At 64.5% G+C, this 22841-nt stretch carries 20 protein-coding genes; 10 read left to right on the forward strand and 10 right to left on the reverse strand.

Going from position 1 to position 22841, the window contains the following annotated elements; all coding sequences use genetic code 11:
* Positions 1-327: 327 nt before the first annotated feature.
* The gene (locus tag IVA82_RS09795) at positions 328-732 is read left to right on the forward strand and encodes a YccF domain-containing protein (RefSeq protein WP_247386646.1); all 405 of its coding nucleotides are present in this window, start codon (positions 328-330) and stop codon (positions 730-732) included.
* Between the two features lie 114 nt (positions 733-846).
* On the forward strand, positions 847-3642 hold the full coding sequence (gene ppc / locus IVA82_RS09800) for a phosphoenolpyruvate carboxylase (RefSeq protein ID WP_247386653.1): 2796 nt from the start codon (positions 847-849) through the stop codon (positions 3640-3642).
* Between the two features lie 60 nt (positions 3643-3702).
* Here ppc and IVA82_RS09805 read toward each other — a convergent pair whose 3' ends face one another.
* The 4 genes from IVA82_RS09805 to IVA82_RS09820 form a co-directional block, all read right to left on the reverse strand.
* A complete protein-coding gene (locus tag IVA82_RS09805; RefSeq protein WP_247493284.1) occupies positions 3703-4878 on the reverse strand; it encodes an SMP-30/gluconolactonase/LRE family protein in 1176 nt (391 codons plus the stop codon).
* Between the two features lie 131 nt (positions 4879-5009).
* Entirely contained in the window at positions 5010-5924 is a 915-nt protein-coding gene (locus tag IVA82_RS09810; protein WP_247386655.1) for an SDR family oxidoreductase, read from the reverse strand.
* Between the two features lie 84 nt (positions 5925-6008).
* Positions 6009-7148 (reverse strand): thiolase, encoded by a 1140-nt coding sequence (locus IVA82_RS09815; RefSeq protein WP_247386656.1) that lies wholly within the window; start codon positions 7146-7148, stop codon positions 6009-6011.
* Positions 7149-7151: 3 nt separating this feature from the next.
* Positions 7152-7565, reverse strand: a complete 414-nt coding sequence (locus IVA82_RS09820) for an OB-fold domain-containing protein (protein ID WP_247386657.1) — start codon at positions 7563-7565, stop codon at positions 7152-7154.
* Between the two features lie 178 nt (positions 7566-7743).
* Between IVA82_RS09820 and IVA82_RS09825 the strand changes: the two genes are divergently transcribed.
* The 5 genes from IVA82_RS09825 to IVA82_RS09845 all read left to right on the forward strand — a co-directional run bounded on the left by IVA82_RS09825 (position 7744) and on the right by IVA82_RS09845 (position 12668).
* Positions 7744-9093 (forward strand): amidase, encoded by a 1350-nt coding sequence (locus tag IVA82_RS09825; RefSeq protein WP_247386662.1) that lies wholly within the window; start codon positions 7744-7746, stop codon positions 9091-9093.
* A complete protein-coding gene (locus IVA82_RS09830; protein WP_247386663.1) occupies positions 9086-9772 on the forward strand; it encodes a DUF2848 domain-containing protein in 687 nt (228 codons plus the stop codon). The genes IVA82_RS09825 and IVA82_RS09830 overlap by 8 nt, the downstream gene beginning before the upstream one ends.
* 155 nt (positions 9773-9927) lie before the next feature.
* Positions 9928-10674, forward strand: coding sequence for a 2OG-Fe(II) oxygenase (locus IVA82_RS09835; RefSeq protein WP_247386664.1), 747 nt, complete (start codon positions 9928-9930; stop codon positions 10672-10674).
* A gap of 39 nt (positions 10675-10713) precedes the next feature.
* A complete protein-coding gene (gene alkB / locus IVA82_RS09840) occupies positions 10714-11367 on the forward strand; it encodes a DNA oxidative demethylase AlkB (RefSeq protein WP_247386665.1) in 654 nt (217 codons plus the stop codon).
* Positions 11368-11423: 56 nt separating this feature from the next.
* A complete protein-coding gene (locus tag IVA82_RS09845) occupies positions 11424-12668 on the forward strand; it encodes an MFS transporter (protein WP_247386670.1) in 1245 nt (414 codons plus the stop codon).
* Here IVA82_RS09845 and IVA82_RS09850 read toward each other — a convergent pair.
* The 6 genes from IVA82_RS09850 to hpaH all read right to left on the reverse strand — a co-directional run bounded on the left by IVA82_RS09850 (position 12646) and on the right by hpaH (position 19251).
* Positions 12646-14274 carry a thiamine pyrophosphate-dependent enzyme gene (locus IVA82_RS09850; protein ID WP_247386672.1) on the reverse strand — a complete coding sequence of 543 codons (1629 nt, stop codon included), beginning with the start codon at positions 14272-14274 and terminating at the stop codon, positions 12646-12648. The genes IVA82_RS09845 and IVA82_RS09850 overlap by 23 nt on opposite strands.
* A 24-nt stretch (positions 14275-14298) precedes the next feature.
* Positions 14299-15168 carry a fumarylacetoacetate hydrolase family protein gene (locus tag IVA82_RS09855; protein WP_247386673.1) on the reverse strand — a complete coding sequence of 290 codons (870 nt, stop codon included), beginning with the start codon at positions 15166-15168 and terminating at the stop codon, positions 14299-14301.
* A gap of 174 nt (positions 15169-15342) precedes the next feature.
* Positions 15343-16326, reverse strand: coding sequence for a 3,4-dihydroxyphenylacetate 2,3-dioxygenase (hpaD, locus tag IVA82_RS09860; protein ID WP_247386674.1), 984 nt, complete (start codon positions 16324-16326; stop codon positions 15343-15345).
* Positions 16327-16483: 157 nt separating this feature from the next.
* Positions 16484-18022 (reverse strand): 5-carboxymethyl-2-hydroxymuconate semialdehyde dehydrogenase, encoded by a 1539-nt coding sequence (gene hpaE / locus IVA82_RS09865; RefSeq protein ID WP_247386675.1) that lies wholly within the window; start codon positions 18020-18022, stop codon positions 16484-16486.
* Entirely contained in the window at positions 18015-18413 is a 399-nt protein-coding gene (locus IVA82_RS09870; RefSeq protein ID WP_247386676.1) for a 5-carboxymethyl-2-hydroxymuconate Delta-isomerase, read from the reverse strand. Before IVA82_RS09870 ends, hpaE begins: the two co-directional genes overlap by 8 nt.
* Before the next feature lie 31 nt (positions 18414-18444).
* Complete coding sequence (gene hpaH, locus IVA82_RS09875; protein ID WP_247386677.1) at positions 18445-19251, reverse strand: 2-oxo-hept-4-ene-1,7-dioate hydratase; 807 nt, start codon at positions 19249-19251, stop codon at positions 18445-18447.
* Positions 19252-19378: 127 nt separating this feature from the next.
* On the opposite strand from hpaH, the gene hpaR reads away from it, so the two are divergent.
* From hpaR to IVA82_RS09890, 3 genes are all read left to right on the forward strand, one after another.
* Positions 19379-19897, forward strand: coding sequence for a homoprotocatechuate degradation operon regulator HpaR (gene hpaR, locus IVA82_RS09880; RefSeq protein WP_247386678.1), 519 nt, complete (start codon positions 19379-19381; stop codon positions 19895-19897).
* Between the two features lie 299 nt (positions 19898-20196).
* Entirely contained in the window at positions 20197-20973 is a 777-nt protein-coding gene (locus IVA82_RS09885) for an aldolase/citrate lyase family protein (RefSeq protein WP_247386683.1), read from the forward strand.
* 204 nt (positions 20974-21177) lie between these two features.
* The gene (locus IVA82_RS09890) at positions 21178-22701 is read left to right on the forward strand and encodes an altronate dehydratase family protein (RefSeq protein WP_247386684.1); all 1524 of its coding nucleotides are present in this window, start codon (positions 21178-21180) and stop codon (positions 22699-22701) included.
* Positions 22702-22841: the final 140 nt, after the last annotated feature.

Below are 22841 nucleotides of genomic sequence, written 5' to 3' on the forward strand. Positions count from 1 at the left end.
GGCCGCTACGCGCCGCCTCCGGCGGTGGCCTGCGGCCAGCCTTGACCGCGGCTGCGTCTGGCGCAGCGGTCAACCATCGGAACGAAAACGCCATCGCGAGTGCATCGCACTCCACACCAACAACCATGAGCAAAGCATGCCCTGATCAATCATTCCCCTTGACAACCACATCCCCATACAAGCCCGGGTGAGCGCAGCGACACCCGGGACAATGGGTCCTAAGGTCCCGGATGTCGCTACGCTCATCCGGGCTAGCTTCTCGCGTTCGAGGGAGATTTCTCGCAGGTCGTGTTATACAACCGGCATCATTGACCTTCGGATCATCCCATGGCCCCGGTTTCCATCCTGCTCAACCTGCTCTGGATTCTCATCGGCGGCGCCTGGATGGCGTTCGGCTGGCTGGTCGCGTCCGTCATCATGGCCATCACCATCGTCGGCCTGCCCTGGGCGCGGGCAGCGTTCAACATCGCCGTCTATACGCTGCTGCCATTCGGCTCGAGGGCGGTGCGGCGCGATGAGGTCACCGGTGCGGGCGATATCGGCACCGGCGTGCTCGGTGTCCTCGGCAATATCATCTGGTTCGTGCTCGCCGGCTGGTGGCTGGCGCTCGGCCACGTCGTGACCGCAGTAGTCCTCGCAATCACCATCATCGGCATTCCCTTCGCCTGGGCGCATCTGAAGCTCGCCGGCATCGCGCTCTGGCCGATCGGAAAGGTGATCGTGCCGGCGTAGCTCTGGCGAGAAGTGCGAGCTGAAATTCGGCCCAAGTGTGCGCCGCCCCCAAGTTCATCTTGCGCTGCGACAAAAAACTTGCACACTCGGCCGGGCCAGGCAGCGGAGCTCGCCATGTCCCTCCAGACCGTAATATCCGACGCCGACCATCGCCCCAACCGCCCTGAGGACGTCCAGGCGCTGGAGGCGGATGCGCGGCTGCGCGACGACATCCGCCTGCTCGGCCGCATCCTGGGCGACACAGTGCGCGACCAGGAGGGCGCCGAGCTGTTCGACCTGGTCGAGCGCATCCGCCAGACCTCGATCCGGTTCCACCGCGACGAGGACCGGCTCGCCCGCCACGAGCTCGAGCAGATCCTCGACGGCATGTCGATCTCCGAGACGCTGCGGATCGTCCGCGCTTTCAGCTATTTCTCTCATCTTGCCAACATCGCCGAGGACCAGAACAACATCCGCCAGATGCGCGCGCGCAGCGCCGCCAAAACCGGCAGCTCCGGCGTGCTGTCGGAAACGCTGGCCCATGCCAAGGCGGCGGGCTTCAGTGCCGACGCGCTGCGCCGCTTCTTCAGGGAGGCCCTCGTCAGCCCGGTGCTGACGGCACACCCGACCGAAGTCCGCCGCAAGAGCACCATGGACCGCGAGATGGAGATCGCAGCCCTGCTCGACCGCCGTGAGCGAGTCGCGCTGACTGAAGACGAAGCTGCGGCCAGCGACGAGCAACTTCGCCGCGAGGTGCTGACGCTGTGGCAGACCAATCTGCTGCGCCGGACCAAGCTCACCGTCCTCGATGAGGTTGCCAACGGCCTGTCGTTCTACGATTACACTTTCCTCCGCGAGGTGCCGCGGCTGATCAATACGCTGGAGGACCGGCTGGAGGAGGGCGGCGAGCAGACGGCAGGCGAGCTCGCCTCGTTCCTGCGGATGGGAAGCTGGATCGGCGGCGACCGCGACGGCAATCCCTTCGTCACCGCCGACGTCATGCGCGGCACGCTGCGGCTCCAGTCCAGCCGAGTGATGCAGTTCTATCTGAACGAGCTGCACGTGCTCGGCGCCGAACTGTCGATCGCGGCGCATCTTGCCGACGTGTCCGGGCAGCTGCGCACGCTGGCGGAGCGTTCGCCCGACACCTCGCCGCACCGGAGCGGCGAACCGTACCGCCTCGCGGTGTCGGGCATCTATGCGCGCCTTGCGGCGACGGCCGAAAAACTCCAGGTCGAAATCACCCGCCGCCCGGTCGGCAAGGGCGCGCCTTACGAGAGCGTCAAGGAGCTTCAGGCCGATCTCGACGTGCTGCACCGCTCGCTGATCTCAAACAATGCCCGCGTCATCGCCCGCGGCCGGCTGCGGCTGCTGCGCCGCGCGGTGGATTGCTTCGGCTTCCATCTGGCCCGGCTCGACATCCGCCAGAACTCGGCCGTGCATGAGCGCACCATCGCCGAGCTGATGGACGCTGCCAATCCCGGCACGTCCTACCTCGCGCTCGGTGAAGACGCCCGCATCGCGCTGCTCAGCAATGAACTGCGCAGCACGCGCTCGCTGGTCTCGCCGTTCGTCAAGTACAGCGACGAGACCATGGGCGAGCTCAACGTGTTCCATGCTGCCGCGGAGGCGCATGCGAAGTTCGGCTCGGACGCCATCCAGCAATGCATCATCTCGATGTGCAAGAGCATGTCTGATATGCTCGAGGTCGCCGTGCTGCTCAAGGAGGTCGGCCTCGTCCATCCGTCCGGCCGCAGCGCCATCAACATCGTGCCGCTGTTCGAGACCATCGAGGACTTGCAGGCATCAAGCGCCATCATGGACCGCATGCTCTCGCTGCACGATTACCGCCGCCTCGTCGACAGCTGCGGCAGCGTGCAGGAGGTCATGCTCGGCTATTCCGACAGCAACAAGGATGGCGGCTTCGTCACCTCGGGCTGGGAGCTCTACAAGGCCGAGATCGGGCTCGTCGACGTGTTCGAGCGGCATGGCGTGCGCCTGCGCCTGTTTCATGGCCGCGGCGGCTCGGTCGGCCGCGGCGGCGGTCCGAGCTACGACGCCATCATCGCGCAGCCCGGCGGCGCTGTGAACGGCCAGATCCGTATCACCGAGCAGGGCGAGATCATCTCGTCGAAATATTCCAATGCGGAAGTAGGCCGCAACAATCTGGAGATCCTTGCGGCGGCGACGCTAGAGGCAAGCTTGTTGCATCCGCGCCAGAGCGCGCCGCGGCGCGAATACCTGACCGCGATGGACGAATTGTCGAACCTCGCCTTTAGGGCTTATCGCGGTCTCGTCTACGAGACCGACGGTTTCGTCGATTACTTCTGGGAATCCACCGTCATCAACGAGATCGCGACGCTCAACATCGGCAGCCGCCCGGCCTCGCGCAAGAAGACCCGTGCGATCGAGGATTTGCGTGCGATACCGTGGGTGTTCTCCTGGGCGCAATGCCGCCTGATGCTGCCGGGCTGGTACGGCTTTGGCAGCGCGGTCGAGCAATGGATCGCCGAGCATCCCGACCAGGGCATGCCGTTCCTCAAAGAGCTTTACAAGGAATGGCCGTTCTTCCGCATGCTGTTGTCGAACATGGACATGGTGCTGGCGAAAAGCTCGATCGCGATCGCCTCGCGCTATGCCGAACTCGTGCCTGACGAAGCCCTGCGCGAAAAAATCTTCGGCCGCATCCGCCGCGAATGGCATTCCTGCATTGAGACGCTGCTGGATATCATGGACCAGGACCGCCTGCTGCAGGGCAATCCGCTGCTGGAACGCTCGGTGCGACACCGCTTCCCCTATCTCGATCCGCTCAACCATGTGCAAGTCGAGCTGCTCAGGGACCACCGCGCGCAGAACCCGGACGAGCAGGTGCTGCGCGGTATTCAGCTGACGATCAATGGTATTTCGGCGGGCTTGCGGAATACGGGTTGAGCGAGCGAGTAGTGAACAGAAGGGCGTGTCCGACTGTTCGCTACTCTCCACTCTATTTGCTCACGGCTTCATTGCGCCCTGCACGCTCGTGTAGACGGCGTAGAGCGATGTGGAGCCACAAATATAGAGCCTATTTCGCTGCTGACCGCCGAAGCACAGGTTCGCAACTGTTTCCGGGATATGAATTTTGCCTAGCAAGTCGCCCGACGGCGTGTAACAGCGCACGCCGTCTTCGTTCGGATCGCCCCAGCCCACCGAACACCAGACCCGTCCTTCGGTGTCACAGCGGACGCCGTCGGTGATGCTTGGCTTTGGCATTTCGGCGAAGACCTTGCTGTTCGACACCTTCCCCGCTGCCACGTCGAGGTCAAACACGCGGATATGCGATGGGTTGTCCGGTCCGTCGGTGAACCCGGTCTCGCAGATGTAGAGCTTCTTCTCGTCGGGCGAGATGGTGATCCCATTGGGCTCTACAAAATCGTCGATGACGACCTTGACATCTCCGGACTTCGGCTCGACCCGGTAGACGTTCTTCTTCGCCTGCTCGGGCTCGGCCTTGATCCCTTCATAGAAGCCGCCGATGCCGTAGGCGGGGTCGGTGAACCAGATCGCGCCATCGGCAGTAACGACCGCATCGTTCGGCGAGTTGAGTCGCTTGCCATTGAATTTGTCGGCAATGATGGTGATCGAGCCGTCGAGTTCGGTCCGCGTCACGCGCCGACCGCTATGCTCGCATGTGATCAGGCGTCCTTCGCGATCGATGGTGTTGCCGTTCGAGTTCATCGAGGGCTGACGGTAGACGCTGACGTGACCGTCGTCCTCCGAGAAACGCATGATGCGGTTGTTGGGAATGTCGCTGAACAGCAGGTATCGCCCGGCCGCGAAATACACCGGACCCTCGGCCCATCGGAAGCCGGTAGCAACACGCTCGACTGCCATGGTGCCGGCGAAGGCCGGGAAGTCCGCGGGCCCGAACGTCGGCGGCCCCTTCTTGGCGGATTCCAGATGGGAGTCCGGGTAGCGGCTGCCGGGTAGCGGCCCCAAGGGCAATGGCGCCGTCGACCTCGTCGGAGCGCCGGTCTGGCCGAACGGCGTGACGGAGGCCGCCAGGGCTGCGTTGATGGTAACGCCAGTCGCGGCGACTGCAGCCGCCGCGCCCTTCAAGAGGGCGCGACGGCCAAGGCCATCACGCTCCGTTGCAGTCGTGTCGCTAGGTTTGGTCAGTATTCTTGTCATGGTTTCCTCCCAAAAAGTTTGTTGGGAGGACAACCATCCTTCGGCATTCAGGCGTAAACCGGGGCGTTCTCCGGCCGAGGCAACCAAAGATCGCAGGGCAGGAATGCCGGAAATGCAGCTAGACGGGATCCTTACACGGGATCCCAGGGGAAGATGTCGGCTGAGCGGTCGAGCTTGTAGAACGAGCCCTTCAGCGCCGGCATGCCATGTTCCGCGATCGACTGCGGCGTCCAGCCTTCGCTCCGATGCACCGAGCGCAGCGGCCTGTTCTGGCTGAACAGGAAGAGCTCGTTCATGCGCGCGCCGAAGATCTGCCCGGTGACGTCCTTGGCGGCATCGGAAAGCAGATAGGCGCAGATCGGCGCGATCTTCTCCGGCCCCATCTGCTTGATCTTCTCGACGCGCGCCTTCTCGGCTTCGGTCTCGGTCGGGATGGTGCCGATCATGCGGGTCCAGGCGAACGGCGAGACGCAGTTGGAGCGGACGTTGAAGCGGCCCATGTCGAGCGCGATCGATTTCGACAGGCCGACGATACCGAGCTTGGCGGCAGCGTAATTGGCCTGGCCGAAATTGCCGATCAGGCCGGAGGTCGAGGTGAAGTGCACGAACGAGCCGGACTCCTGCTCGCGAAAAATCCGCGCCGCGGCGTGCGAGACGTAGAACGAGCCCATCAAATGCACTTTGATGACGGCCTCGAAGGCTTCCACGCTCATCTTGTGGAAGATCATGTCGCGCAAAATGCCGGCATTGTTGACGACGCCGTCGAGCCGGCCGAAATGATCGGTCGCGGTCTTGACGATCTTGCTCGCGGGGATCGCCTCCGCAACCGACTCGAAATTGGCAACGGCCGTGCCGCCGCGCTTCTTGATCTCCTCGACGACCTCCTCGGCGGGCGTGGCGCTCGTGCCGGCGCCGTCGGCGGCGACGCCGGGATCGTTGACGACGACCTTGGCGCCTTCCGCCGCGCAAAGCAGCGCGATCTCCCGCCCGATGCCGCGGCCTGCGCCGGTGACGATGATGACCTTGTCTTGCAGTGATTTCGTCATGTGGGTTCTCCGCTATGCGTTGCAATTTCCGCCGTCATTCGCGCCTCTTGGCGCGAGCTTGCGCTCCGCCCCGGAATGACAGCCTCATCTCTCGTTCGTAAACACGATCGTGCCTGATGCCGCGAACATGCCGCCGACGCCGTGGCACACCGAAATCTTCGCATTCGGCACCTGCGCCGGCGCAGTGCCGCGCATCTGGCGCACGCTCTCCTGGAGCGCGTACATGCCGTACATGCCCGAGTGCATATAGGACAGGCCGCCGCCATTGGTGTTGAGCGGCAGCTTGCCGCCGGGCCGCGTGTTGCCGTCGGCGATGAACTTGCCGGTTTCCTCATGCGGCATGAAGCCGAGGTCGCCGAGCCCGAACAGCGGAAGATGCGCAAAGGCATCGTAGATCATGAGATGGTCGACATCCCCATGCGTGATGCCGGCTTCCTTGAACGCGAGCGGCCCCGCGGTCTTGAAGGCGCGCGAGGAGTTGAACGTCTCCATCTGGCTCACCATCGGTGTCTCCACACTCTCGCCAGTGCCCTTGATGTAGACGGGCTTCCTCGGAAAATCCCTGGCGCGGTCGGCTGAGGTCAGGATCAGTGCGCCGCCGCCGTCGGTGACCAGACAGCATTGCAGCAGCCGGAACGGATAGGCGATCATGCGCGAGTTGAGAACGTCGGCGACCGTGATCGGGTCCTTCATCATCGCCCGCGGATTCTTTGCCGCCCATTCCCGCTGCACCACCGCCACCGAGGCGAGCTGCTCATGGGTGATGCCGTAGGTCTTCATGAAGCGCAGCACGGGAATCGGGAACATGCTGGGCGGGCCGTAGACGCCGAATGGCGCCTCGAATTGGCCTTGCAGGCTGTCGGCGGGGATCGAACGCGGCGCCTTGCCGATCATCGACTTGCCGCTCTCGGCATGGGTGATCAGCACGGTCTTGCAGAGGCCGGCCTCGATCGCCGCGGCGGCATGGCGGACGTGCAGCATGAACGAGCAGCCGCCGACAGAGGTACCGTCCACCCACGTCGGCTTGATGCCAAGATAATGGCTGACCTGCTGCGGCGTCTCGACCGCGGTGGCGAAGCCGTCGATGTCGGACAGCTTCAGCCCGGCATCGGCGATGGCATTGAGCGCCGCGTCCGCGTGAAGCTGGAGCTGCGAGGCATTGGGGATGACACCGAGCTCGGTGGTTTCGGCGGCGCCGACGACGGCAACCTGGTTGCTGCGCATGGTCTATCCCTTCGCCGGACGGAACACGGGGAGGCTGATCGTGTCGTCGAGCTTCTCGAAGTCGACCTCGAGCTTCATGTCGAGTTCGAGCGCTTCCGGCGTCTGCGGGCAGTCGATGATGTTGCTCATCATCCGCGGCCCCTCGGCAAGCTCGACCACGGCGATCGCGTAAGGCGGCGTGAATCCGGGCGCGGCGGGACGATGGTTGATCACGTAGCTGTAGAGGAAACCCTTGCCGCTCGCCTTGAAGGCAGAGACCTTGCGCGACGCACAGGACGGACAGAACGGGCGCGGCGGGAAGTAGACATGCGCGCAGGCATCGCAGCGTTGCAGGCGCAGCTCGCCCGCCTTGGTGCCGTCCCAGAAGTGCTGGGTTTCCGGCGTCGGTTTCGGTCGCGCGCGCTGCGGTTCGGCCATGTCGGCAAGTCCTCCCAAGGTTCAGGCTGTGAGGCCTGCCCGTTGCGATCTTGATGCGACAATTGACCATGGCGCGTCAACGGTCCAGCAACGCGCATGCATGCCATCATGCGCACAATGCTTGTATCGAACTGAGGCGGCGCTATAGATTGCGCGCGAAATATTCCGTGAGACAGACATGCCCGATTTTCCGACACTGGCGAAGCTCGCCGATGACCTCGAGAGCGGCCGCACGACCTCCCGCAAATTGGTCGAGGCGTGCCTCGCCAGGATCGCCGATCCGGCCGGCGAGGGCCAGCGCACCTTCCTCCGTGTCGACAAGGATGCGGCGCTTGCCGCTGCGGATGCGATGGATGGCCTGCGCAAGGTGAAGGCCGCGCCGTCGCGCTATGCCGGTATCCCGATCTCGATCAAGGACCTCTTCGACATCAAGGGGCAGGTGACGCGCGCCGGCTCCCGCGCGCTCGACGATTCCCCGCCCGCCGAGCAGGATGCCGCGACCGTCGCACGGCTGCGCAAGGCCGGATTCGTCGTGATCGGACGCACCAACATGACCGAGTTCGCCTATTCAGGCATCGGCATCAACCCGCATTACGGCACACCGAAAGGTGCCTGGAACCGGGCCGCGGGACATGTGCCGGGCGGCTCGTCCTCGGGTGCGGCGGTCTCCGTGCTTGACGGCATGGCGCATGGCGCGCTCGGCACCGACACCGGCGGCTCCTGCCGGATTCCGGCGGCCTTCAACGGCATCGTCGGCTACAAGCCGACGCAGCGGCGCGTGCCGCTCGACGGCTCAGTGCCGCTGTCGTTCTCGCTCGACAGCATCGGGCCGCTGGCACGATCGGTCAGTTGCTGTGCCATACTCGATGCGGTGCTGGCGAACGAGCCGATCGTCCCGCTGAGGCCGCGCCCGGTCCAGGGCATGCGGCTGGCGGTGCCGACCACGATTGCGCTCGACGATCTCGACGCTGAAGTGGCCGAGACGTTCGAGCGCGCGCTGAAATCGCTGTCCGGTCATGGGGCCATCATCGAGCGCATCGAGATGGCCGAATTCCACGACATCGGACCGATGAACGCCAAGGGCGGCTTTGCCGCATCCGAAAGCTACGCCTGGCACCGCTATCTCCTCACCGCAAAGGGCGACGTCTACGACCCCAGAGTTTCCGTTCGCATCATGCGCGGCGAGGCGCAGAGCGCGGCCGACTACATCGATCTTCTCAACGAGCGCCGCTCGCTGATCGCGCGCGTCAACGCACGTATCGCGCCCTATGACGCGCTGATGCTGCCGACCACCGCCAACACGCCGCCGAAGATCGCCGATCTTTCCGACGACAAGGCGTTCACCACAGAGAACCTGCGCGCCTTGCGCAATTGCACCCTGATCAACATGATCGATGGTTGCGCCATCTCTCTCCCAGCACATCGCGAGGGCGACGTTCCCGTTGGCCTGATGCTCGCGGGTAGCGGTGGATCGGATCGCCGTATTTTCGAACTTGCTGCCGGCATGGAGGCCGTAATTCGTGTTTGACCTGACTTTCACCGTCGACGCCCAAGACACCACAACGCCGCTGACGCTGGCGATCGACCAGTCCGTCATCGCCGGCTGGACCGGCCGCGATCCCGTCGCGCGCGACAAGCATATCGCGGAGCTGGAGGCCGTCGGCATCGCCCGGCCGGCCTCGACGCCGATCTACTACCGCGTCTCGGCGCGGCGGCTGACCATGGAAGACAGCATCGAATGCTGCGGCGGCGATTCCTCGGGCGAGGTCGAGTTCGTGCTGATCGGCTGGCAGGGCCGTATCTTCGTTGGCTGCGGCTCCGACCACACCGACCGCAAGGTCGAGGCCTACAACGTCACGGTGTCCAAGCAGATGTGCGACAAGCCGATCGCCTCCACGCTGTGGGAGCTCGAGGACGTGATCGGCCACTGGGACCAGATGATCCTGCGCTCCTACGCCTGGATCAAGGGCGAGCGCGTGCTCTACCAGGAGGGCACGCTGGACGCGATGCTGCCGGTCGACGACCTCATCGCGCGTGGATTTGGCGGTAACAAGCTGCCCGACGGCTGCGCGATGTTCGGCGGCACCTTCGCCGCCAAGGGCGGCATTCGCCCCGCCGACAGGTTCGAGTTCGAGCTGGAGGATCCTGTGCTGAAGCGGACGATCAAGCATGGGTATGACGTGGTGACGCTGCCGGTGCGGGGCTGACGTCTCTCCACCGTCATTGCGAGCGAAGCGAAGCAATCCAGACTCCTTCTGCGGTGACAGTCTGGATTGCTTCGTCGCAAGGGCTCCTCGCAATGACGAGGACATAGTCGGAAATCGGGTGGCGCAGGGCGAATCTGCTTGCGAAAGTCGAAGCCATGACTGCTACAGCACGCAAACCATCTCATCCGCTATCAACTGATCTCGCCACCCGCGTTGACGGGCTTCCTTGGGCCGAGATCACCGGCGAACTCGACACCCAAGGCTGCGCAGTCCTGAAAGGCCTGCTCACGCCGGATGAATGCCGCGCCGTCGCTGCGCTCTATCCGGACGACGCGCACTTCCGCAGCCGCATCGTCATGGGCCGCCACGGTTTTGGCCGCGGCGAATACAAATACTTTTCCTATCCGCTCCCCGATCTCATCGCGCAGTTGCGGCCGGCGCTTTATGCCCACCTGCAAGGCGTCGCCAATCGCTGGAATGAGTCGATGGGGATCGACATCCGCTATCCTGCCGCGCATGCGGCGTTCCTCAGGCGCTGCCACGAGGCAGGCCAGCTGCGGCCGACGCCGCTGCTGCTGCAATATGAGGCCGGCGATTACAATTGCCTGCACCAGGACCTCTATGGCGAGCACGTGTTCCCGCTCCAGGTCGCGATCCTGCTCTCCGAGCCGGGACGCGATTTTACCGGCGGCGAGTTCGTGCTGACCGAGCAGCGCCCGCGCATGCAATCCCGCGCCGAGGTCGTGCCGCTCGCGCAGGGCGATGCGGTGGCTTTTGCCGTGCACCACCGCCCGGTGCAGGGGACACGCGGCACCTACCGCGTTAACCTGCGCCATGGCGTAAGCCGGATTCGCTCGGGGCAACGCCACACGCTGGGTGTGATTTTTCATGATGCCAAGTAAACCATGCGACAAGTAAACCATGCTGAGTGAGGCCGACGATTGACGGCGGATTTGTTCGACAGCCTTGCCGAGGCGCGGCCGTCGCGCGAGGAGATCGCTGACGGCGCCGCGTTGTTGCGCGGATTCGCCAAGCCAATCGAGCAGGAGTTGATCGCGGCCGTGCATGCGATCGTTGCGCAGTCGCCGTTTCGGCGGATGACCACGCCCGGCGGCTATCAGATGTCGGTGGCGATGACGAATTGCGGTGAGCGCGGCTGGATCACCGATCACACCGGCTATCGCTACGATCCGATCGATCCGCGATCCGGCGCGGAATGGCCCGCGATGCCGCCCGTGTTCCGCGATCTCGCCCGCCGCGCGGCGGAGCAGGGCGGCTTCACAGGCTTTGCGCCCGATGCGTGTCTCGTCAATCGCTATGAACCCGGCACGCAGCTGTCGCTGCACCAGGACAAGGACGAGCTGGATATGTCCGCACCGATCGTCTCGGTCTCGCTCGGGCTGCCCGCGACCTTCCTGTTCGGCGGCATGGCGCGCAGCGACAAGCCGCGCCGCTTTCGGCTGGTCCATGGCGACGTCGTGGTCTGGGGCGGCTCGTTCCGGCTCGCCTATCACGGCGTCGCCCCGCTCGCCGAGGGCGAGCACGCGCTGCTCGGGCGGCAACGGATTAATCTGACGTTCCGTCGGACCCGCTGACGCATTTCCTCTGGGCCATCTCTCGTCTAGGCTTGCCGCTCGGGGGAGGCGGCGACATGACCAAGGCACAATTGTCGGCGGCGGCCGGCGCCAGCGCCAAGCGCACCGGGGTGTATCTGGCGGTGCTGCAACTGGTGTTCACGCTGGGCTGGACGACTTATGTCATCTATTTGCCGAGGCTCGCCGCCGAAGTCGGTCTCGCGCCGACGACCGTCATTCTCATCCTGATGATCGATCAGTCGATCTTCACCGTAGCCGATACCGCGATGGGAGTAGCTGCCGACAGGATCGCGCCCCGCGTCGGCAGGCTTGGTCTGTTCGTAGGCCTGATGGCGGCAGTCTCCTGCGCTGCTTTCGTGGCGCTTCCCTTCGTGGCCGGCGCCGGCGCTGCCGCGCGGGGCGCGTTCATCGGACTGATCGTGGTCTGGTCGATCACCTCCTCGGCCTTGCGCGCGCCGCCGCTGACCCTGCTCGGCAGGTACCGCGCAAAGCCTCAGGTGCCGTTGCTCGCGGCCCTGGCGATGCTGGGTTATGGGATCGCGGGCGCGATTTCGCCCTATCTCGGCGTGGTCCTGCGCGAGCACGACGCGCGATTGCCCTTTGTGATCTCCAGTTCCGTTTTGCTGCTCACGGCTCTCGCGCTGTCGCGGATCGAGTACGACGTTGCGCGCAACACCTCGCCACCGGCGCCGGCAGAAGCCGCCAAGCCGCTCTGTCTCGTCCCGATCGCTTTCATCGTCGCGATGGTGGCGCTCGCGCTCGGCTACCAGCTCCATTTCGCCATGAACAGCGCGCCGCTCTACCTTCGCATCGCCAAGCCCGACCAATTGCAATGGCTGATGCCGGTATTCTGGATCGGCTTCAACATCGCGATGTTTCCGGCGAGCCTGGTCGTCAAGCACCGCGGTGGCCTGATCGTGATGGGCGGGGCCGGGTTGTTCGGCGCGCTGGCGATCGTAACCGCCGAGCTCGCCGGCAGCCTCAGCGTTCTGACGGCGGCGCAATTCCTGGCGGGCGCCGCCTGGGGCTGCATGCTGATGAGTGCGGTCTCCGCCGCGCTCGCGATCGGCGCGACGGGCGCGGAAGGCAAGGTGACGGGCCTGGTATTCTCGGCCCTCGCGCTCGGCACGTTTGCGCGGATGGCGGCGGTTGCCGGCGGCTTGCAGAAGATGCCGGACTACGTGCCGCTGCTGCAGTGGGCGCCGGTCGCCTGCTGGTCGGTCGCAGGCGCCGGCCTGCTCGTGATCGCTGCCGCGCGGCTGGATGGTGCGCGGAGCCTCAAGGCCTCGGCGGGTGAATGAACGTCCACGGACTCACTTCGGAGTCCCGCGGCACCTCGACCGAGATCAGATATGGCCCGCCATGGGCCAGCGCCTTCTCCATCGCCGCCTTGAACTGATCCGGCGAAGTCACGCGCGCCGCGGCAACACCAAAGGAGTCCGCAAGCTTGACGAAATCCGGGTTGACCAGATCGGACGCCACCACGCGGCCGTCGAAGCGCTCGCGCTGGTCGCGGCGGACATTGCCGTAGGCGTTGTTGTTGAACACCAGCGTCACCACGGCGATGTTGAACTGCACGGCGGTGGCGAGCTCCTGAACGCCGAACATGAAGCCGCCGTCGCCGGTGATCGCCACCACCGCCTTGTCCGGATTGGCGACCTTGGCGCCGAGCGCGGTCGGAAAGCCCGAGCCGAGCGTGCCCTGGTAGCCCGAGGTGATGAAGGTGCGCGGCTGGTAGATCGGAAAGCCGTACCAGGAGGCGAAGCCGACCTGGGATAATTCATCGGTCACGATCGCATTCGCCGGCAACACCTCGCGCAGGATGTTCAGATAAGCCATCTGCGGCTGGATGCGCTGGATCTCGGCTTGCGCGCTCGCGGTAGCCTCGCGGATCTCCGCGCGGCGACCGCTGCTCTTTGCAAAGCTGGCCTTCTTCACGGCTGTGACGAGATCGGCCGTGCCGGCCTTCGCGTCGGCGACAACAGCGGCATCGGAGGCGACCCGGCGCATCTCGGCCGGATCGATATCGATACGAATGGATTTCAGCCCGTTCGGCTGATACGGCCAGCGGAAGCCCGATGCCGGCAGTTCCGCGCGGGTGCCGATTGCGATCATCAAATCGGTCTTCGCCCACAGCTTGTAGGCGGCCGCCATGGTCAATCCGAGCTCATGCGCGTTGGAGACGATGCCGCGGCCGCTGCGGAAGGCAACCACAGGCGCATCGATCATCTCGGCAAGCTCGAGGACTTCCTCGCGCGCCTCGATCGCGCCGCTGCCGACGAAGATCATCGGCGCCTTGCTGTTCCTGATGAGCGCGGCTGCCTGCTTGATCATATCAGGGTCGGGCAGGGGTGCCGGCAGCGGCCCCAGCACCTTTGCGGCCGCCGTGTCCGCGCGCTGGGTGAAGATGTCCCAGGGCATCTCGACCGAGGCGGGGCCGCGCCGTCCGGACGTCATCTCCTGGAACGCGCGCGCGACGATGGTCGGCGCATTGCCGGGATATTCGATCCGGTCCGCCCATTTCACATAGGTGCGCAAGGTGGCGAGTTGGTCCGGCATCTCGTGCAGATGGCCGCGGCCCTTGCCCAGGAACTGAGTTGGCACCTGTCCGGTGACGCACAGGACCGGCTCGTTGCAGCCGTACGCAGTCAGCAGCGCCGCGCTGGCATTGAGCACGCCGGGGCCGGGCACCACGCTGAACACGCCGGGCCTGCCGCTGGAGCGCGCATAGCCGAACGCCATGTAGCCGCAGGCCTGCTCGTGCCGGGCGCCGATCACCTTGAGCTGGGCCTGATGGAAGGCGTCGAACAGGCCGTAGACCTGCGCGCCGGGCAGGCCGAACACGGTGTCGACGCCATGGGCGACAAGGCCGCTTACGATCGCTTCGCCGCCGGTGAGGGTGGTCATCGCATAATTCCATTCGTTCGTTGATCAGGCTTCGTCGACGACGCCGTTGCGTAAAGCTCCGATGCCCTCGGCTTCGATCTCGACGACGTCGCCCGGTTTCAGATAGCGCGGCGGATCGAACCGCGCGCCGGCGCCGGTCGGCGTGCCCGTGACGATGATGTCGCCGGGCACCAGCGTCGCGAAGGTCGAGATATAATTGATGAGGTAGCGGAACGGGAACATCAGCCGGCTGGTTCGGTCGTCCTGGCGCAACTCGCCGTTGACGCGCGTGGTCAGTCGGATGTCGGCAATCTGCGATTCCTGCGTGTAGGGTACGAGCCACGGTCCGAGGCTGCCGCTGGAATCGAAATTCTTGCCTTGCGTGACATTGAACTTGGCGTGGCGCAGCCAGTCGCGCACCGAGCCTTCGTTGCAGAGCGTGAGCGCCGCGATGTGATCGAGCGCCGCGCTTTCGGCGATGTGCCGGCCGGCCTTGCCGATCACCAGCACGATCTCGCCCTCATAGTCGAGCTGGGCCGAGGCGCGCGGGCGCACCAGCGCCGTGTCATGGCCGACGAAGGACCGTGGGCTCCGCATGAACATGCTCGGATATTTCGGCGCCTGCTGGCCGTCCTTGTACTCGGCATTGCGGTCGGGATAGTTGACACCGATGCAGATGATCTTTTCCGGCGCAGGCACCGGCGGCAGCCAGGTGATGTCACTGAGCGCATGATCCGGTGCGCGGCCAGCGGCTTCTTGCGCGAGGCTCGCGAGCTTGCCGGCGGCGATGACCTCGCGCAGCGTCGGATAGTCCTTGGCGTGGCGCGCGGAGAGATCAACGATGCCGCCGTCTACGACGGCGCCATAGCGGGTTGCGCCCTTGACGGAATAGGTGGCGAGGCCAGGGAGGCTCATGGGCAGCTCACTATTTCTCGTCGTCCCGGCGAAGGCCGGGACCCATACCGCGTGATCTACCGGTCGTGCGCGATGACAATCCCGAACGACCAACCTTCGTCAAATTTCTCCCTGTGGTTATGGGTCCCGGCCTTCGCCGGGACGACGGGAGAGAGTTCTTAATTGTCACAAGCATCAATCCGCCACCAGCACGTCGGCCACGAATTTCGGCTCGCGCACAGTCTGCCCTGCGAACGGCGAGCCCTGCTCGAACCACGAGCGCGGGGCTGGTGCGCCCCACAGCGTCTGACGGCGCGGGTCGCGCAGCGACCAGCGCAGCGGCTCGTGGTCGTGATCGCCGGTAAAGTAGTCGCTGGTGTAGAGCTCGAGCCGGTGGCCGTCGGGATCCCTGACATAGAGGAAGAACGCATTCGAGATGCCGTGGCGTCCGGGACCGCGTTCGATGTTCTTGACGAAACCCTGCGACGCCATGACGTCGCAGAGGTGGATGATGTTCATCGCCGTCGGCGTCCAATAGGCGAAATGATGCAGCCGCGGCCCCTTGCCATTGGTGATGGCGAAGTCGTGGACGTTGCCCTTGCGATGCATCCAGGCCGCGGCGATGCGCCCGTTCGGCCCGTCCTCCTCGGCATATTCGGTGAGACGGAAGCCGAGCCGGGCATAGAAATCGACGGTGTCCTGCACCTCGGCGGCAAAGACATTGAAATGGTCGAGCCGCTGCGGATGACAACCCCTGTAGAGATCGTAGCGGCGGAGCAGATGCGGCCGCCGGTCCATTGACGCGTAGAGTTCGATCTGGAAGCCGAAGGGATCGGTGAACTGCAGGGTACGGCCCTGGAACGGCTGGTCGACGAAGGCGTAGCCAAGGCTGTTCTCGGACAGGAACGCAGCCGCCTTGTCGAGATCCTTGTCGTTGCCGACCTTGAAGCCGAGCCGGTTGCAGGCGGGAGCCGCCGCCTTGCGCAGCACCAGCGAGTGATGTTGATGCTCCTCGGCGCCACGCAGGTACACCACATTGTCGTCGGCGTCCTCGACATGCAGGCCGACGGTGGTCTCGTAGAACTCGCGGCTGAGCTTCAAATCGGTCACGTCAAGCACGGCGTGGCTGGAGCGGATGATGTTGAACGGCGGCTCGAAGACGTGTTGCGGTACGGGCATTGCGTTTCCCCTCTCTTAGACCTCGTCATTCCGGGATGCGCCGAAAGGCGCAGACCCGGAATCCATCGCGCAGCAGAGTTTGTGGACGAGTGGATTCCGGGCTCGCGCCCCGGGCCGCGCTTTGCGGTCCTGTCTCGCGCCCCGGAATGGCGAAGCATTATACTCCCAACTTTTGAATCTTGTGCGTGCCCCGCGCCAGCGAGACGTGCTTGGTTTCCATGTAGAAGTCGAACGAGTAGTCGCCTCCGTCGCGGCCGATGCCTGAGGCCTTCATGCCGCCGAACGGCGTCGGCAGATGGCGGACGTTTTCCGAGTTCAGCCAAATCATGCCTGCCTCTAACGCGTCGGCGACACGCAACGCGCGGCCCATGTCGTTGGTCCAGACATAGCCGGTGAGGCCATAGCGGATGTCGTTGGCGATCTCGATCGCATCCGCCTCGTCGCGGAAAGGAAGAACGGTGAGGAAGGGACCGAACACTTCTTCCTGCGCCACGCGCATCTTGCCATGCGCGCCGGTGACCAGCGTCGGCTCGACATAATGTCCGTTGCCGGGCCCGTCATAGACTTTGCCGCCGACGGCGATCACAGCGCCATCCTGGCGCGCGACGTCGAAATAGGAACAGACCTTTGCCAGGTGTCGCTCGTGGATCAGCGGCCCGATCTCGGTCGTGGGATCGAGGGGATGGCCGACCTTCAGCGCCTTCACGCGCGCGGTCAGCTTCTCGATGAATTTTTCGGCTATGCTGGCCTGGATCAGCAGTCGGCTGGAGGACGTGCAGCGCTCGCCGTTGAGCGAGTAGATCATGAACACGACCGCATCGAGCGCGCGGTCCAGATCGGCATCATCGAACACGATCACCGGGTTCTTGCCGCCGAGCTCGAAATGCACGCGCTTCAACGTCGGTGCGCCCTGCTTCATGATCGCCGAGCCCGTTGCGCTTTCGCCGACGAAGCCGATCGCCTTGATCGCGGGATGCTCGGTCAGGGCCTTGCCGGCCTCTTCGCCAAGGCCGTGAACCGTGTTGAGCACCCCGTCGGGAACCCCGGCCTGCTTGACGAGCCTGGACAGGATATCCGCCGTCACCGGCGACCATTCGGCCGGCTTGTGCACGACGGTGCAGCCGGCCGCGAGCGCAGGCGCAATCTTCCAGGTCGAGAGCATGAACGGCGTGTTCCACGGCGTGATCACACCGACGGGGCCGATCGGCACGCGCGTCGAGATATTCCAGTGCTCATCGCTCGGCGTGTTCTGGCCGTCGCGGGCTTCGCCGCATCTGTCGGCGAAGAAGCGGAAGTTTTCGGCAGCGCGGACTGCAGCTTTGGCCATGAAGCGATAGGCCTGGCCGGTGTCGATGCATTCGAGCACCGCGATGTCTTCGGCATGGTCCTCGATGGCGTCGGCGACCCGATGCAGCAGCTTCTTCCGCATCGCAGGCGCCATGTCGCGCCAGGATTTGAAGGCAAGCGCAGCGGCGGTGGCCGCGCGATCGACGTCCTCGGCGTTGCCGCGGGCGACGCTCGCGAGCGTTGCGCCGTCGACCGGGGACTTGGTCTCGAAGGTCTCGCCCGAGATCGAGGCGACGGTCTTGCCGTCGATCAAATGGCCGATGCCGTCGGCGCGGAGCTTCTTGAGCAGCGGCGCGACACGGTCGCGGTTGGCCTGGAACACATCGGCCTTCGGCGCGGGCTTATCCATGGGCGGCCTCCACTTTCAGGGCGTCGTGGATGTTGTTGCGCTTCCAGCTGGTGTCCTTGTCGTTGATCTGTATGTCGAACGACAGAGCGAATTTGCTGGCGGCAAAGACGGGATCGAGATGTCGGGAGAGCGCCTGGAACACATGCTCGCCGGCCTTCTGGCGGGTCACAACGTCGCGGCCCTCGCCGATGCGAAGCACCATGTCGAGAAAGCCGTAGTCCTGCCGGGCATCGGCGATCGCATAATGCTCGCACCTGACAGCGCGAACGCGGATGCCGCCGAGCGGGAAGATGCCGGTCTCGACCGCCGCCTTGCGTACGAGCTCACACGCCGCGCCAATGTCGAGGCGGCCCGCGAGATTGGCCGAATATTCGATCGTGAAATGCGGCATGGCGGTTTCACTCCCTGCATCTTTTTGTTCGTCAAGCGAAGTAGCAGCTCACCGAACCGTAGGCGCCATAGTCGGCTTGAATTGTGTCGCCCTTGCGGGTCTCGATCGGGCGGATGAAGGAGCCGGCGAGCACGACCTGCCCGGGCTCCAGCGCGAGACCGAGCGGCGCGATCTTGTTGGCGAGCCAGGCGACGGCGGTGGCGGGATGATTGAGCACGCCGGCGGCAAGACCGGTTTCCTCGAGCTGACCGTTCTTGAAACAGAGCGCGCCGATCCAGCGCAGATCCGCTTCCGAGGGGCGGATCGGCCGGCCGCCCAGCACGATGCCGGCGTTGGCCGCATTGTCGGCGATGGTGTCGAAGATCTTTCGCGTCGCCTTGGTTGCGGGATCAATGCGCTCGATCCGCGTATCCAGAATTTCCAGCGCCGGCACCACGAAGTCGGTGGCGTTGAGCACGTCGAACATCGTGCAGTCGGGACCGGAGAGGCGCTTGCTCATGATGAAGGCGAGCTCGGCCTCAACCCGCGTCGCGATGAAGCGCTCGGTTGGAACCAGCCCGCCATCGGCAAAGAACATGTCGTCGAGCAGCACGCCAGAATCCGGCTCGTCGATGTTGAGCGCGCTCTGCATCGCCTTTGACGTCAGGCCGATCTTGTGGCCCTTCACGAGGCGCCCTTCGGCAATCTTGACATCGACCCACGCCTTCTGAATCGCGTAGGCATCGGCGATGGTGATGCCGGGGAAATCCTGCGAGAGCTGGCGGATCTGCGTGCAGGTCCTCTCCGCCTGGTGCAGACGCTTCGCGCAAGCTTGGATATCGTCGTTGGAAAGCGCCATGGGATCTTACAAAGTGTAATTTTACAAATTGTGGTGCCGGGGAGATACTTAACATGTTAAGCGAATGCGTCAAACACAATTTGATCTTGCTGCACTGCAAACATTTCGCGGCCTGAAGGCGGGTATCATGGCGAAGAGACCGGCTGATCCAGCGAATGGGGGCGCGAATGCCGTGCGGCAGGTGCCGATGCGCGACTTCTCGCGCTCGCTGCCGATGTCGCTGCTGAGGGCGCGCGAGGCGGTGATGCGGCGATTTCGTCCTTCGCTGCGCGAGCACGGCTTGACCGAGCAGCAATGGCGCATTTTGCGGGCACTTGCGGCGATCGAGGCGGCCGAGGTCACGGAACTCGCGCGCACGGCGTTCCTGCTCGGACCGAGCCTGTCGCGCATCCTGCGCGATCTCGAGGCGCGCAATCTGATCGAGCGCAAGACCGCGAAGGCGGACCTGCGCCGCAGCATGGTCTCGATCTCGGAGAAAGGCGTGAAGCTGATGGCTTCCGTGGCGCCGTCATCGGAGGCGATCTATTCCGAGATCACGCGACGCTATGGTGCACGCAAGCTCGCCGAGTTGCAGGACATGCTGGCCGAGCTCGAACGGAGTCTCGCCGAACTTGGTGCCTCCGACGAGGCAATAGCCGAGGAGTGAACCCAGATATGCGCGTGCGCGCGGCGAGAGCGATGGACATCGCCTCATTTTTTCGCTCAAAGTCCCCCAAAGCCGATCCGCTCAAGATCGGCTCCACCCTTGCCGGATGACACCTGGGCGGCGATAGTGAACACCGCCCGCGAGGTCGGCGCTAGTGAAGTCAGCATCCAGAGGGCGACTGCATAGGTCTTGCGTCATTGCGAGCGTAGCGCGGCGATCCAGTTAGCGGTAACAGCGGCTCGCGCCGTCGTGGCGCTCGTCATGGTGACGAAGGTCCAACAACAAAGAAGGAAGGCAACGTGGCGAACAAGGTCAAGGAAATCTGGAAGTCGGGCAAGGCCGTGGTCAACGCGTGGCTCGCGATTCCCTCCGGCTTCTCGGCCGAGATGATCGCGCAATGCGGCTTCGACAGCGTCACGGTCGACATGCAGCACGGCGTGCAAGACTACCTGTCGATGGTGCAATGCTTCCAGGCAATGGACAAGCATCCGATCACGCCGATGGTTCGCGTGCCCTGGAACGAGCCCGGCATCATCGGCAAGGTGCTCGACGGCGGCGCCTATGGCGTGATCTGCCCGATGGTCAATACGCCCCAAGAAGCCAGGAACCTCGTCTCCTATTCCAAATATCCGCCGAAGGGCGTGCGCTCCAACGGCCCGATCCGCGCCGGCATGTACGGAACCGCGGGCTCCTACCAAAAGACGGCGAACGACGATATCGTGCTGCTGCCGATGATGGAGACCAGGACCGCGGTCGAGAACATGGAAGCGATCCTCGATGTCGAGGGCCTCGATGGCGTCTATATCGGCCCGTCCGACCTCGGCTTCTCCTACGGCCTCGAGCCGAAGCTCGATCGCACCGAGCCCGAGATCCTCGCGATCTACGACAAGATCATCAAGGAGTGCAGCAAGCGCGGGCTCAATCCGGGCATCCATTGCAGCGGTGCCGAAGGCGCCGCGCGCGCCATCAACATGGGCTTCAAGCTGGTGACGCTGTCCAACGAGGTCGGCCTGATGACGACCTACGCCAAGATGCAGGTCAACGCGACCCGGAAGGATTCGGCCGGGAAGGCGTGAGCTCTCTCCCCTCCCTCTCCCCGCTCTTGCGGGGAGAGGGTTGGGGTGAGGGGCCTCTCTCCACATATACCTAACTCACAGCAGAGCGCGCGGCTTGCCCCTCACCCGGATCGTACCGGACAATGCTTCGCATCGCCGGGAGCGATCCGACCTCTCCCCGTAAGAGCGGAGAGAGGTGAAGCAAGAAGACCGAAGGAGACCCTCATGACCATCAGCCCCGTCATCCGCCTGCATCCCGATGATGGCGTGCTGATCGCGCGCGCCAGCCTGCCGCCCGGAACGGTGGTGGCCGACGGCGTGACGACGGTCGACCGCATTCCCTCCGGCCACAAGGTCGCGATCAAGCCGATCGCAGTTGGCGAGCCGGTCAGGCGCTATGGCCAGATCATCGGCTTCGCCACGGTGCCGATCGCGCCGGGCCAGCATGTGCACACCCAGAACTGCGGCATGGGCGACTTCGCCAAGGACTATGCCTATTGCGCCGACGTCAAGCCGACGCCGAACTTCGATTTGCCGGCGACCTTTGAAGGCATCCGGCGCCCGGATGGCCGCGTTGCCACGCGCAACTATATCGGTATCCTCACCTCGGTGAATTGCAGCGCGCATGTCGCCAGCCTCGTCGCCGACGTCTTCAAGAAGAATCCGTTCAGTGGCGACAATCCGCTGGCTGATTTTCCCAACGTCGACGGCGTGGTCGCGCTGACTCACAAGACCGGTTGCGGCATGACCCAGAACGAGCCTTTGGCGCTGCTCCGCCGCACGCTCGGCGGCTATGCGCGGCACGTCAATTTCTCCCACGTCATCGTGCTCGGCCTCGGCTGCGAGGTGAACCAGATCGGCGGCCTGATGGAGGAGCAGAAGCTCGCGGGACGTCTGCGCGCGATGGACATCCAGGAGGTCGGCGGTACCCGCAAGACCGTCGAGGCGGGCATTGCCTTCGTGCGCGAGGCGCTCGCTGACGCCAACAAGGTCAAGCGCGAGTCCGTGCCAGCGAGCGAACTTACCGTGGCGCTGCAATGCGGCGGCTCGGACGGCTATTCCGGCGTGTCGGCTAATCCAGCCCTTGGTGCGGCGAGCGATCTGATCGTGCGTCACGGCGGCACCGTGATCCTGTCGGAGACGCCGGAGACTTATGGCGCAGAGCATCTGCTCACGCGCCGCGCCGTCAGCCGCGAGGTCGGCGAGAAGCTGGTCGATCTCATGCGCTGGTGGGACGCGTACACCGAGCGCGAAGGCGCCGAGATGAACGCCAATCCCAGTCCCGGCAACAAGGCCGGCGGCCTCACCACCATTCTTGAAAAGTCGCTCGGTGCGATGGCCAAGGCCGGCACCACCAATCTCGTCGACGTGCTGCGCTACGCCGAGCCGGTGACCAAGAAGGGTTTTGTGTTCATGGACACGCCCGGCTACGATCCGGTGGCGGCGACCGGGCAGGTCGCCGGCGGCGCCAACCTCGTCTGCTTCACCACCGGACGCGGCAGCGTGTTCGGCTGCAAGCCGGCACCGTCGATCAAGCTCGCCACCAACACGCCCATGTACAAGCGCATGGAAGACGACATGGACGTCAATTGCGGCACCATCCTCGAAGGTGCGGAGAGCGTCGAGCAATGCGGCCAGCGCATCTTCGAACTCATCCTGAAGACCGCCTCCGGCCAGCCGACCAAGAGCGAGAGCTTTGATTTCGGCGGCGCCGAGTTCGCCCCCTGGGTGCTTGGCGCGACCATGTGACGGACCCGGTAGCCCGGATTACGCTACAGCGTAATCCGGGCTACGGCGGATACTTCGTAGGCACGTGCTGCCCGTTGTTAGTGCTTGATCGCGATCACCAGCGGTGTTCTGCTCAAAAAAGCTGCTGGAGTACCGCAACC

It is taken from the genome of Bradyrhizobium sp. 142, from assembly GCF_023074015.1.
GTDB lineage: Bacteria > Pseudomonadota > Alphaproteobacteria > Rhizobiales > Xanthobacteraceae > Bradyrhizobium.

Excerpts from the sequence above, each read along its gene's own strand:
- IVA82_RS09795 (WP_247386646.1), top strand. The coding sequence starts at position 328 with ATGGCCCCGGTTTCCATCCTGCTCAACCTGCTCTGGATTCTCATCGGC.
- ppc (WP_247386653.1), top strand. The coding sequence starts at position 847 with ATGTCCCTCCAGACCGTAATATCCGACGCCGACCATCGCCCCAACCGC.
- IVA82_RS09805 (WP_247493284.1), bottom strand. The coding sequence starts at position 4,878 with ATGACAAGAATACTGACCAAACCTAGCGACACGACTGCAACGGAGCGT.
- IVA82_RS09810 (WP_247386655.1), bottom strand. The coding sequence starts at position 5,924 with ATGACGAAATCACTGCAAGACAAGGTCATCATCGTCACCGGCGCAGGC.
- IVA82_RS09815 (WP_247386656.1), bottom strand. The coding sequence starts at position 7,148 with ATGCGCAGCAACCAGGTTGCCGTCGTCGGCGCCGCCGAAACCACCGAG.
- IVA82_RS09820 (WP_247386657.1), bottom strand. The coding sequence starts at position 7,565 with ATGGCCGAACCGCAGCGCGCGCGACCGAAACCGACGCCGGAAACCCAG.
- IVA82_RS09825 (WP_247386662.1), top strand. The coding sequence starts at position 7,744 with ATGCCCGATTTTCCGACACTGGCGAAGCTCGCCGATGACCTCGAGAGC.
- IVA82_RS09835 (WP_247386664.1), top strand. The coding sequence starts at position 9,928 with ATGACTGCTACAGCACGCAAACCATCTCATCCGCTATCAACTGATCTC.
- IVA82_RS09845 (WP_247386670.1), top strand. The coding sequence starts at position 11,424 with ATGACCAAGGCACAATTGTCGGCGGCGGCCGGCGCCAGCGCCAAGCGC.
- IVA82_RS09850 (WP_247386672.1), bottom strand. The coding sequence starts at position 14,274 with ATGACCACCCTCACCGGCGGCGAAGCGATCGTAAGCGGCCTTGTCGCC.
- IVA82_RS09855 (WP_247386673.1), bottom strand. The coding sequence starts at position 15,168 with ATGAGCCTCCCTGGCCTCGCCACCTATTCCGTCAAGGGCGCAACCCGC.
- hpaD (WP_247386674.1), bottom strand. The coding sequence starts at position 16,326 with ATGCCCGTACCGCAACACGTCTTCGAGCCGCCGTTCAACATCATCCGC.
- hpaE (WP_247386675.1), bottom strand. The coding sequence starts at position 18,022 with ATGGATAAGCCCGCGCCGAAGGCCGATGTGTTCCAGGCCAACCGCGAC.
- IVA82_RS09870 (WP_247386676.1), bottom strand. The coding sequence starts at position 18,413 with ATGCCGCATTTCACGATCGAATATTCGGCCAATCTCGCGGGCCGCCTC.
- hpaH (WP_247386677.1), bottom strand. The coding sequence starts at position 19,251 with ATGGCGCTTTCCAACGACGATATCCAAGCTTGCGCGAAGCGTCTGCAC.
- hpaR (WP_247386678.1), top strand. The coding sequence starts at position 19,379 with ATGGCGAAGAGACCGGCTGATCCAGCGAATGGGGGCGCGAATGCCGTG.
- IVA82_RS09890 (WP_247386684.1), top strand. The coding sequence starts at position 21,178 with ATGACCATCAGCCCCGTCATCCGCCTGCATCCCGATGATGGCGTGCTG.